Here is a 10739-nt window from a genome sequence, read left to right as displayed (position 1 = left end):
GACACGCCGTCAATCCTTGACAGGGGAGCACCTCCCCTTCGACGGGTCGGCGGGGCCGCCGAACGGGATCAGCACGTCACTGGCGGCCGGGCCGTTGATCTTGATCCGGATCGAGCAGTAGTAGATGTTGAAGAACGACCCGTAGGCGCCGAGCGCGTTGAGCCGCATGTAGTTCTCGGCCAGCGGCTCGATGACGTCGTTGACCTCGCCCTTGCGGTCGTCGAGCACGGTGGCCATCGGCCGGATGTTCTCCAGCACGCCCTGCAGCGGCCGGCGGCCCTTGACCAGCATGTCGGTGAGGTCCGATTCGGCGGAGGCCAGCGGCTCGATCGCCCCGGCGATCGGGTCGCGGCCCTCGGCGAGGCTGGTGATGAGCTGCTGGAGCTGGTCGACGCTGGTGTCGAACTCCTCGGCCTTGGCGTCCACGGTGCCCAGCACCGTGTTGAGGTTGGTGACGGTGTCGCCGATGAGCTGGTCGCGGGCGGCCAGGGACTGGCTGAACGCGCTGGTGGAGGCCAGCATCGACGACAGCGCGCCGTCGTTGCCCTGCAGCAGTTCGATGATCGCGCCGCTGATCTCGTTGACCTTCTGCCCGTCGAGGCCCTTGACCACCGGCCGCAGCCCGCCGAGCAGCGCGTCGAGGTCCAGCGCCGGCTGGGTGTTGTCCAGCGGCAGGGTGCCGCCCGGGGGCAGTTTGACCAGGTCGCCCGGCCCGGAGGTGATCTCCAGGTAGCGGTCGCCGACCAGGTTCTCGTAGCGGATCAGCGCCTGCGAGGAGGTGTAGAGCTGGTAGCGCTTGTTGACGTCGAAGGTGACGTCGACGTTGTTGTCGTCCTGGAGTTTCACCGATTTCACGGTGCCCACCGGGATACCGGCGATCCGCACGTCCTGGCCGGACTTCAGCCGGGAGGCGGTGTGGAAGGTGGCGTGGTAGGTGTTGCCCGCGGCGAACCGGAACTCTCCGAAGATCACCACCAGCCCGACCGCGACGAGCAGCATCACCACGGTGAACACCGACACCTTGACCATCGTCTTGTCCACGCGCATCAGTACTCGTCCCGTTCCGCGAAGGCGCCGTTGAACAGGAACTGCGCGGTCGACGGGGCGTCGAACTGCAGCTCGGTGTTCGGTTCGAACGGAATGTAGGCGTTGTCGGTCACCAGGAACGGCGCCCGGTACCAGGAGCCGCCCATCTGCTTGTTCGGGAAGTTGGGCAGCCCACGGCAGTTGGGCCCGCCGGAGGCGTTGACCATCGGCAGGCTCTCCGGGTACGTGTAGCCGGGCACGCCGGGCACGAAGTTGGAGGAGACGAACAGCCCCGGCTTGGTGCCACCGATGATCGGACCGAAGTTCTGCTTGGCGGTGACCAGCGCCTCCAGCAGGCAGCCGAACTCCGGCGAGTAGTCGCCGAGCACCTTCGCCGGCGCCCGGGCCCGCTGGATTGCGGCGATGTAGTCGTCGGTGGCCGGCGCGAGGGTGTCGTAGGCGTTGTTGGCCAGCCCGGTGGCGGCCAGCAGCGCCGCGTTGAGGTTGTCCTGCTGGTCGACGATCGTGGCGCTGATGTCGGGGACGTTGCTGACGACCGTCACCAGGTCGTCGCCCGCGTCGGCGTAGATGTTGCCGACGGTCGCGGTTTTGGCGAACAGCTCATGCACGGTGGGCATCCGCGGGTTGAGTTGGGCCAGATAGTCGTTCAGTCCGGTCAGGGTGGCGCCCAGGTCGTCGCCGTGGCCGCGCAGGCCCTCCCCCAGCGCGCTCATCGTCGCGTTGAGGTGCACCGGGTCGACCTTCTTGAGCACGTCGCTGAGGGACTCGAACAGCGTGTTGGCCTCCACCTGCACCGCCGAGGCGTCCACCACGGTGTCCGGGCGCATCGGCGCCGCCGGCTTGGTGTCAGCTTCCGGTTTGAGGAACTCCACCGCCTTGGCGCCGAAGATGGTGTTGCTGGCGATGTGCACGGTCGCGTCCGACGGCACGTAGCGCAGTTGACCGCGGGTGATGGCCAGCGTCAGCTGCGCCTGGTCGCCGACGTAGTCGATGGACTTGACCTTGCCGATCTGCACGCCGCGGTATTTGACCTTGGCGTCGGGGTCCATGACCAGCCCGGCGCGCGGCGCGGTGACCGTGATCGTGTCGGTCGGGGTGAACGCCGCGGTGTAGGCCAGGAAGGTGAACACCGCGGCAGCCGCCAACAACGACGCCAGGATCGCCGCGGCGATCCTGACGTGTGTGCGGTTGGCGTCCGTGCTGGCCATGGTGCTGGTGTTCGGTCCTTTCGCTAACCGGAGAGGTTGAAGTTACCGGACCCGCCGTAGACGGCGAGCGAGATGAGCAAGGTGATGACGACCACGACGACCAGCGAGGTGCGCACGGCCTGGCCGACCGCGATGCCGACGCCGACGGGGCCGCCCGCGGCGTTGAAGCCGTGATAGGTGTGCACCAGCATCACCGCCACCGACATCACGATCGCCTGGGCGAACGACCAGAGCAGGTCGACGGGGTTCAGGAAGGTGTCGAAGTAGTGGTCGTAGAGCCCGGGCGACTGGCCGTTGATGTACACGGTGGTGAACCGGGCGGCGAAGAACGCGGCCAGCACCGCCAGCGAGTACAGCGGGATGATCGCGATCAGCCCGGCGATCAGGCGGGTGGACACCAGATAGGACACGGCATGCACCGCCATCGACTCCACCGCGTCGATCTCCTCGGCCACCCGCATCGCCCCGAGTTGGGCGGTGGCGCCGGCGCCGATCGTGGCGGCCAGCGCGATGCCGGCCACCACCGGCGCGACGATGCGCACGTTGAGGAACGCCGAGAGGAACCCGGTGAGCGCCTCGATGCCGATGTCGCCCAGCGAGGAGAAGCCCTGCACGGCGATGACCCCGCCGGAGGCCAGGGTCAGGAAGGTGGCGACGCCGACCGTGCCGCCGATCAGCACCAGCGCCCCGGTGCCCATCGTCATCTCCGCGATCAGCCGGATCGTCTCGCGGCGGTAGCGGGTGAGCGCGTTGGGGATGTAGCGCATCGACTGGCCGTAGAACAGCGCCTGCTCGCCGAAGCCGTCGGCGAAGCGCGGTAGCCCGGCGACGAAGCGCTGGAACTTGACGGTGGCGTCGTAACTCATCGCGGCCTCACCGGGTCAGCACCCGCACGCCGATCGCGGTCATGATGACGTTGATCACGAACAAGCAGATGAATGCGTAGACGACGGTCTCGTTGACCGCGTTGCCGACGCCCTTGGGCCCACCTTTTACGGTCAGGCCGCGGTAGCAGCCGACCAGCCCGGCCACCACCCCGAACAGCAGCGCCTTGACCTCCGCGAGCAGCAGTTCGGGCAGCCCGGTGAGCACGGTCAGCCCGTTGATGAATGCCCCCGGGTTGACGCCCTGGAGGAACACCGAGAAAACGTAGCCGCCGGACAGGCCGATGGCGCACACCAGCCCGTTGAGTAGCAGCGCCACGAAGGTCGAGGCCAGCACCCGCGGCACCACCAGCCGCGCCACCGGGTCGATGCCCAGCACCCGCATCGCGTCGATCTCCTCGCGGATGGTGCGGGCGCCCAGGTCGGCGCAGATCGCGGTGGCACCGGCCCCGGCCACCACCAGAACGGTGACCACCGGCCCCAGCTGGGTGATGGTGCCGAACGCGGTGCCGGCGCCGGAGAGGTCGGCGGCGCCGATCTCGCGCAGCAGGATGTTGAGGGTGAACGCCACCAGCACGGTGAACGGGATCGCGACCAGCAGCGTCGGCACCAGCGACACCCGCGCGATCATCCAGGTCTGATCGAGGAATTCGCGCAGCTGGAAGGGCCGACGGAAGATGCCCCGAAAGGTCTCGATGGACATCTCGAAGAAGCCGCCCACAGCCCGTGCCGGAACCGCGAGCCGCTCGATCAACCTCGGTTCCCTTCTCGCGCTGTGGTGTGGACAGCGTTGCACGCACTGGTTCGGTGGATGTCGGCCGCTGTGAGCGGCATCATATTAACTAGAACGTGTTCTCGCTGTCAAAGCTGGTAAAACGCACTTAATTCCGCTAAATACGGTCCGTTTCGGGTGCGCTCAGGACTCCATGACAGCGGTCGCCGCGAAGTTCACCGCCGGGTCCCGGTCGGCGAAGTAACCGCGCAGCGTCTCGCCGAGCACGGCCGGATCCCACGCCGAGGCCTCGGCGGTGAACTGGTGCTCGATGGTGGGTGCGGCCAGCAGCGTCACGGTCGGCCCGTAGACGATGAACAGCTGGCCGTTGACCTTCTCGGCGGCCGGCGAGGACAGGAACCGGACCAGGTTGACCACGTGCTCCGGGGAGAGCGAGTCGACCTCGCCCTCGGCCAGCTCCGGCTCCTCGCCGAAGACGGCGGCGGTCATCGCGGTGCGCGCCCGCGGCGCGATCGCGTTGGCGCAGACCCCGTAGTTGCCCAGGGCGCGGGCCGCCGACAGCGTCAGCGCGGTGATCCCCGCCTTGGCCGCGCCGTAGTTGGCCTGGCCGACCGGGCCCACCAGGCCCGCCTCGGAGGAGGTGTTGACCAGCCGGCCGTAGACCGTGCCGTCGCCGGCCTTGGCCTTCGCCCGCCAGTACGCGGCGGCGTTGCGGGTGAGCAGGAAGTGCCCCCGCAGGTGCACCGCGAGCACCGCGTCCCACTCCTCGTCGGACATGTTGAACAGCATCCGGTCCCGGGTGATCCCGGCGTTGTTGACCACGATCGACAACCCGCCGAGCTCGTCGGCGCGCTCCACCAGCGCGTCGGCGGTGGCCCGCTCGGAGATGTCGCCGGGCACCGCCACCGCGGTACCGCCCGCGGCGCTGATCTCGTCGACCACGTCGGAGGAGTCCAGGGCGGCCGCGATGTCGTTGATCACGACGGTGGCCCCGGACCTGGCCAGGCCGATGGCCTCGGCGCGGCCCAGTCCGGCGGCAGCACCGGTCACCACCGCGACCTTTCCGGAGAGATCGGTCGCGTTGTTGCTGTCAGTCAATTGATGAATACCTCTAGTCTCGGCGGATCAGGGCGGCGCGCGGACATTCGTCGATGGCCTGCTGGGCGTGTGCTTCCTTGTCCGCGGGGATCGGCGCGATCTTGACGTGCGCCTGCTCGTCGTCGTTCAGCTCGAAGATGTCGGGGTCGATACCAACACAGATGGCGTTGCCCTCACACCGATCGAGGTCCACTTCCACTCGCATGACTACCTCCTTGCACCGTGTGCCGAACGGACCCGGGGCTGCGGGCCGCGGCTACAGAATACGGCTTGGACCCTCAGACTAGAACGTGTTACAAGGAATGGCGAGTGCAGGGCCGTCGCCGGCGACCTGTGGCACGATGCATCGAATCGGAGGTCGACACGCCCATGCGCATCCACTACACCCCTGAGCAGGAAGATCTGCGTCGGGAGTTGCGGTCGTACTTCACCACGCTGATGACCCCGGAGCGGCGCGAAGCGCTCAGCTCAACCCAGGGCGAGTACGGCACCGGCAACGTCTACCGCGAGACCGTCGCCCAGATGGGCGCCGACGGCTGGCTCGCGCTGGGCTGGCCGACCGAGTACGGCGGGCAGGCCCGGCCGCCGATGGATCAGCTGATCTTCACCGACGAGGCGGCGATCGCCGGCGCCCCGGTGCCGTTCCTGACGATCAACAGCGTCGCCCCGACGATCATGGCGTTCGGCACCGACGAGCAGAAGAAGTTCTACCTGCCCAAGATCGCTTCCGGCGACCTGCATTTCGCGATCGGCTACTCCGAACCGGAGGCCGGTACCGACCTCGCGGCGCTGCGCACCACCGCGGTCCGCGACGGCGACGACTACGTGGTCAACGGGCAGAAGATGTGGACCTCGCTGATCGCCTACGCCGACTACGTCTGGCTGGCGGTGCGCACCAACCCCGAGGCCAAGAAGCACCGCGGCATCTCGATGCTGATCGTGCCGACCACCGCCGACGGGTTCTCCTGGACCCCGGTGCACACCATGGCCGGCCCGGACACCAGCGCCACCTACTACTCCGATGTGCGGGTGCCGGTGACCAACCTGGTCGGCGAGGAGAACGGCGGCTGGAAGCTGGTGACCAACCAGCTCAACCATGAGCGGGTGGCGCTGGTCTCGGCGCAGCCCATCTTCACCGCCCTCGACGAGGTGCGCCGGTGGGCGCAGGACACCAAGGACGTGCACGGCAACCGGCTGATCGACTCGCAGTGGGTCCAGCTGAACCTCGCCCGCGTGCACGCCAAGGCCGAGGTGCTCAAGCTGTACAACTGGGAGCTGGCCTCGGCCAAGGACGCCGCCCCCTCCCCTGCCGACGCGTCGGCCGCCAAGGTCTACGGCACCGAACTGGCCACCGAGGCCTACCGGCTGCTGATGGAGGTGCTGGGCAGCGCCGCCACCCTGCGCCAGGACTCGGCGGGCGTGCTGTTGCGCGGCCGGGTCGAGCGGATGCACCGCGCGGCACTGATCCTGACCTTCGGCGGCGGCACCAACGAGGTGCAGCGCGACATCATCGGCATGGTCGCCCTCGGCCTGCCCCGCAGCCGCTGACCCCTCCAGGCAAAGGACCTCTCATCATGGACTTCACCACCACCGAAGCGGCCCGGGATCTCTCCGGCCTGGTCGGCACCATCGTCGACAGTGTGTGCACCCCGGAGCACCAGCGCGCCCTCGACGGACTCGACCAGCGCTTCGATCGAGACCTGTGGCGGAAGCTCACCGACTCCGACATCCTCTCGGCGGTCGCCCCGGAATCGTTGGGCGGTGCCGACTTCGGCGTCCTCGAGCAGACCGCGGTGCTGACCGCACTCGGACGCCAACTGGCCGCGGTGCCCTATCTGGAGTCGGTGATTCTCGGAGCCGGCGCCCTGGCCCGATTCGGCTCCGAAGCGCTGCAACAGGATTGGGCGGTCCCGGCGGTCAACGGCACCAAGATCCTGACCGTCGCCCTCGACGCCGACATGGGAGAGGCGCCGGTGCGCGCCACCGGCGACGACTCCGGGTACACGCTCAGCGGCACCCGCACCCAGGTGGGCTACGCCGCGGTCGCCGACGCCTTCCTGGTTGCGGCCGACACCGACGACGGCGCGCGGGTGTTCCTCCTCGACGCCGACACCCCGGGGTTGACGGTGACCGCACTGGACACCACCGGCCGCGGCTCGGTCGGGCACCTGGAGTTGGCGCAGGTGACCGCCGACGCCTCCCTGGTGGTCGGTGACGACACCACGCTGCCCTGGCTGCTTTCCCGGCGCACGCTGGGGCGCAGCGCGTTTCAGCTCGGCGTGCTCGAGCGCGGCCTGGAGCTGACCGCGGAGTACGCCCGTGAGCGCGAGCAGTTCGACCGCCCGATCGGCAGTTTTCAGGCGGTGGCCCAACGCCTCGCCGACGGCTACATCGACATCAAGGGCCTGCGCCTGACTCTGACCCAGGCCGCCTGGCGGGTCTCCGAAGACCTGCCGGCGGACAACGAGGTCGCGACCGCCGCGTTCTGGGCCGCCGATGCCGGCCACCGGGTGGCGCACACGATCGTGCACATCCACGGCGGCGTCGGCATCGACGTCGACCACCCGGTGCACCGCTACTTCCTGTCCGCCAAGCAGACCGAGTTCGCCCTCGGCAACGCCACCGGTGCGCTGCTGTCGATCGGCCGCAATCTGGCCGACAGCCCGGCCTGACTCGCGTCCGTGTCGGAGCTGACCGTCACCGCGCCGCTGTCCCGGTTGGCGCAGGTCGACGATCGTGGCGTACACAGCGAGGACGGTTTCGTCAGCTGGCGCAATCACATTCAGGACGGCGCCGAGTTGGGAGCCGCCCTGCGGGCGCGGCTGGACCCGACCAGACCGCCGCACGTCGGTGTGCTGCTGGGCAACACACCGCTGTTCTCCGCACTGCTGGTGGCGGCCGCCCACAGCGGCGTCGTCCCGGTGGGGCTCAACCCCATCCGCCGCGGCGCCGCGCTCGCCCGCGACATCGAACACGCCGACTGCCAACTGGTGCTGACCGACGACACCTCGGGGATTTCGGTGCCGGGCGCGATCGACGTGGCATCACCGGAGTGGGCCGCGGAGTTGGCCTCCCACTCCGGGGTACCGGTGGACTTCCCGGCGGCCGACCCCGACGACCTGTTCATGCTGATCTTCACCTCCGGAACCGGCGGCGACCCCAAGGCGGTGCGCTGCACGCACTGGAAGGTCGCCCACCCGGGCCGAATGCTGGCCGAACGCTTCGGCCTGGGCCCGGCCGACACCTGCTATCTGGCGATGCCGCTGTTCCACTCCAACGCGATCATGGCGGGCTGGGCGCCGGCGGTGCACGCCGGTGCCTCGATCGCGTTGCGGCGCAAGTTCTCCGCCTCCGGCTTCCTTCCCGACGTGCGCCGCTACAACGCCACCTACGCCAATTACGTCGGCAAGCCGCTCTCCTACGTCCTGGCGGCCCCGCCGGCCCCCGACGACGCCGACAACCCGCTGCGGCTGGTGTACGGCAACGAGGGCGCGGCCCGTGACATCGCCCGGTTCGCCGAGCGGTTCGACGTCACCGTCGTCGACGGTTTCGGTTCCTCCGAGGGCGGGGTGAGCATCGCGCGCACCCCGGACACCCCACCCGGCGCGCTGGGTCCGCTGGCCAACGGGGTCGACATCGTCGACGTCGAGACCGGTGAGCCGTGCCCGCCCGGCGTGGTCGGCGAGCTGGTCAACACGACCGGAGCGGGCCAGTTCCGCGGCTACTACAAGGACCCCGACGCCGAGGCCGAGCGCCTGGCCGGCGGGATCTACCACAGCGGCGACCTCGCCTACCGCGACGAAGCCGGCTACGCCTACTTCGCCGGCCGCCTCGGCGACTGGATGCGCGTCGACGGGGAGAACCTGGGCACCGCGCCCATCGAGCGGGTGCTGCTGCGCCATCCCGACGTCGTCGAGGCCGCCGTCTACCCCGTCCCGGACCCGGCGGTCGGCGACCGGGTGATGGCCGCGCTGGTCCTGGCCCCCGGCGTCGAGTTCGACCCGGGCGCATTCCGCGATTTCCTGGCCGCCCAGTCCGACCTCGGACCCAAGCAGTGGCCATCGTTCATCCGGGTCGCCCGCGACCTGCCGCGCACGCAGACCTTCAAGGTGATCAAGCGGGAATTGAGCGCCGCGGGCACCGACTGCACCGACCCGGTCTTCGCCATCGCACGTCGGTAGCGCGTGTCGGGGCGCGGGACTACAATCGAACACATGTTCGAGCATTGTTGGACCGAGACGCCGGCGACCACCGCGCTGGTGGACCGGATCACCGCCGCAAGCCGCGCGGAGAGCCGGGCCGCCGGCGAGCGGCTCGCGGCGATCGGTGAGCTCGACACCCTGCGCACCCGGGAACACGCGGCCGAGGAGAAGTGGTCGATCGACACCTACGAAGCGGTCTCCGCCGAGGTCGCGGCGGCGCTGAGGATCGGGCAGCGCCTGGCCGCCAGCTACCTGGAGTACGCCCGCGACATGCGCGACCGGTTGCCCAAGGTGGGCGCGCTGCTGCTGGCCGGCGACATCAGCTACGGCACCTTCCGGACCATCAGCTATCGCACCACCCTCGTCGACGATCCGGAGGTGTTGGCCACCGTGGACGCCGCCGTGGCGGCGCGGGCCGCGCGCTGGCCGTCGCTCAGCCGCTCCCGGCTGTCCGGGCACATCGACCGGATCATCGCCCGCGTCGACCGCGACGCGGTGCGCACGCGCCGGGAGCTGCTGGCCGGACGCGAGGTCACCACCCTGGACCTGGAGGGCGGGCTGACCGAGGTGCGCGGCCGGCTCATCACCGCCGACGCCCGCGCGGTGGACGCCCGCCTGGACGCGCTGGCCGCCACCGTCTGCGAGGAGGACCCCCGCAACCACCAGCAGCGCCGCGCCGACGCACTGGGCGCGCTGGCCGCGGGCGCCGACCGGCTGACCTGCCTGTGCCAACGCTCCGAATGCCCGGCCGCGAACAAGCCGGGAGCCCGGCCGGTGGTCATCCACGTCATCGCCGACCAGCAGGCCCTGGCCGGCGCGCAGGACTCGTCGGCATCGCTGCTCGACGCCGACGGGCTCATCCCGGCCGAACTGCTCGTCGAACTGGCCGCCTCCGCCCGGCTGCGCCCGCTGGCCCACCCGCTCGACGCGCCGCCGGAGCAGGGCTACACCCCGTCGCGGGCGCTGGCCGATTTCATCCGGTGCCGCGATCTGACCTGCCGGTTCCCCGACTGCGACGAACCGGCCCTGTGCTGCGACATCGACCACACCGTCCCGTTCGCCGCGGGCGGGCGAACACACGCCTCCAACTGCAAACTGCTGTGCCGAAAACACCACCTGATCAAGACTTTCCTGCACTGGCGCGACAAGCAGCTTCCCGACGGCACGGTGATCTGGACGGCGCCGACCGGCCACACCTACGTCACCCTGCCGGGCAGCACGCTGCTGTTCCCCAGCCTGTGCGCGCCCACCGGCGACCTGGCGCCGCCCGACCCGGAGTCGGGCCGGGAGTGCACCAACCGGACCGCGATGATGCCGACCCGCCGCCGAACCCGCGCCGCCGGCCACGCCCGCTATGTCGCCGCCGAGCGGCGGCGCAACCGCAACGCCCGACGGGCCCGCCAGGCCGAGATGATCGCCGCCGATCCCTCCCCGCCCGCCGACGACGATCCGCCCCCGTTCTGACTCCGGGCCGCCGGTAGCCTCCGGACCATGCGACTGCTGACCGTCCTGGGCGCGGTGCTGGCGCTGCTGGCCGCCGGCTGCACCGCCCACGACGGTCAGCAGT

At 69.9% G+C, this 10739-nt stretch carries 10 protein-coding genes; 4 read left to right on the top strand and 6 right to left on the bottom strand.

Annotated elements, in window-relative coordinates; translation table 11 throughout:
- Positions 1-9: 9 nt before the first annotated feature.
- The 6 genes from AWC30_RS11190 to AWC30_RS11165 form a co-directional block, all read right to left on the bottom strand.
- Entirely contained in the window at positions 10-1047 is a 1038-nt protein-coding gene (locus AWC30_RS11190; RefSeq protein WP_085110307.1) for an MCE family protein, read from the bottom strand.
- Positions 1047-2255: an MCE family protein gene (locus tag AWC30_RS11185; RefSeq protein WP_085110305.1), complete on the bottom strand. Its 1209-nt coding sequence runs from the start codon at positions 2253-2255 to the stop codon at positions 1047-1049. The genes AWC30_RS11190 and AWC30_RS11185 overlap by 1 nt, the downstream gene beginning before the upstream one ends.
- A gap of 23 nt (positions 2256-2278) precedes the next feature.
- Positions 2279-3121, bottom strand: coding sequence for an MlaE family ABC transporter permease (locus tag AWC30_RS11180; protein WP_085110304.1), 843 nt, complete (start codon positions 3119-3121; stop codon positions 2279-2281).
- A 7-nt stretch (positions 3122-3128) separates the two neighbouring features.
- Positions 3129-3893 carry an MlaE family ABC transporter permease gene (locus AWC30_RS11175; protein WP_085110302.1) on the bottom strand — a complete coding sequence of 255 codons (765 nt, stop codon included), beginning with the start codon at positions 3891-3893 and terminating at the stop codon, positions 3129-3131.
- 162 nt (positions 3894-4055) lie between these two features.
- The gene (locus AWC30_RS11170) at positions 4056-4970 is read right to left on the bottom strand and encodes a 3-oxoacyl-ACP reductase (RefSeq protein ID WP_085110301.1); all 915 of its coding nucleotides are present in this window, start codon (positions 4968-4970) and stop codon (positions 4056-4058) included.
- Positions 4971-4983: 13 nt separating this feature from the next.
- On the bottom strand, positions 4984-5175 hold the full coding sequence (locus tag AWC30_RS11165; RefSeq protein WP_066856372.1) for a ferredoxin: 192 nt from the start codon (positions 5173-5175) through the stop codon (positions 4984-4986).
- 164 nt (positions 5176-5339) lie between these two features.
- Between AWC30_RS11165 and AWC30_RS11160 the strand changes: the two genes are divergently transcribed.
- From AWC30_RS11160 to AWC30_RS18210, 4 genes are read left to right on the top strand one after another with little or no spacing between them, the layout of a single operon-like run.
- Positions 5340-6518: an acyl-CoA dehydrogenase family protein gene (locus tag AWC30_RS11160; RefSeq protein ID WP_085110300.1), complete on the top strand. Its 1179-nt coding sequence runs from the start codon at positions 5340-5342 to the stop codon at positions 6516-6518.
- A gap of 26 nt (positions 6519-6544) precedes the next feature.
- Positions 6545-7642 (top strand): acyl-CoA dehydrogenase family protein, encoded by a 1098-nt coding sequence (locus AWC30_RS11155; protein WP_085110298.1) that lies wholly within the window; start codon positions 6545-6547, stop codon positions 7640-7642.
- Between the two features lie 9 nt (positions 7643-7651).
- On the top strand, positions 7652-9151 hold the full coding sequence (fadD17, locus tag AWC30_RS11150) for a long-chain-fatty-acid--CoA ligase FadD17 (protein WP_085110297.1): 1500 nt from the start codon (positions 7652-7654) through the stop codon (positions 9149-9151).
- A gap of 33 nt (positions 9152-9184) precedes the next feature.
- Complete coding sequence (locus AWC30_RS18210) at positions 9185-10636, top strand: HNH endonuclease signature motif containing protein (RefSeq protein WP_085110295.1); 1452 nt, start codon at positions 9185-9187, stop codon at positions 10634-10636.
- The last annotated feature ends 103 nt before the right edge of the window (positions 10637-10739 follow it).

It is taken from the genome of Mycolicibacillus trivialis (assembly GCF_002102395.1).
GTDB lineage: Bacteria > Actinomycetota > Actinomycetes > Mycobacteriales > Mycobacteriaceae > Mycobacterium > Mycobacterium triviale.
The sequence above is the reverse complement of the archived record's forward strand: the minus strand, read 5'-3'. Positions and strand labels throughout refer to the sequence as shown.

Bases quoted from the DNA above. Each gene is read 5' to 3' on its own strand.
- AWC30_RS11190 (WP_085110307.1), bottom strand. From the start codon at position 1,047: ATGCGCGTGGACAAGACGATGGTCAAGGTGTCGGTGTTCACCGTGGTG.
- AWC30_RS11185 (WP_085110305.1), bottom strand. From the start codon at position 2,255: ATGGCCAGCACGGACGCCAACCGCACACACGTCAGGATCGCCGCGGCG.
- AWC30_RS11180 (WP_085110304.1), bottom strand. From the start codon at position 3,121: ATGAGTTACGACGCCACCGTCAAGTTCCAGCGCTTCGTCGCCGGGCTA.
- AWC30_RS11165 (WP_066856372.1), bottom strand. From the start codon at position 5,175: ATGCGAGTGGAAGTGGACCTCGATCGGTGTGAGGGCAACGCCATCTGT.
- AWC30_RS11160 (WP_085110300.1), top strand. From the start codon at position 5,340: ATGCGCATCCACTACACCCCTGAGCAGGAAGATCTGCGTCGGGAGTTG.
- AWC30_RS11155 (WP_085110298.1), top strand. From the start codon at position 6,545: ATGGACTTCACCACCACCGAAGCGGCCCGGGATCTCTCCGGCCTGGTC.
- AWC30_RS18210 (WP_085110295.1), top strand. From the start codon at position 9,185: ATGTTCGAGCATTGTTGGACCGAGACGCCGGCGACCACCGCGCTGGTG.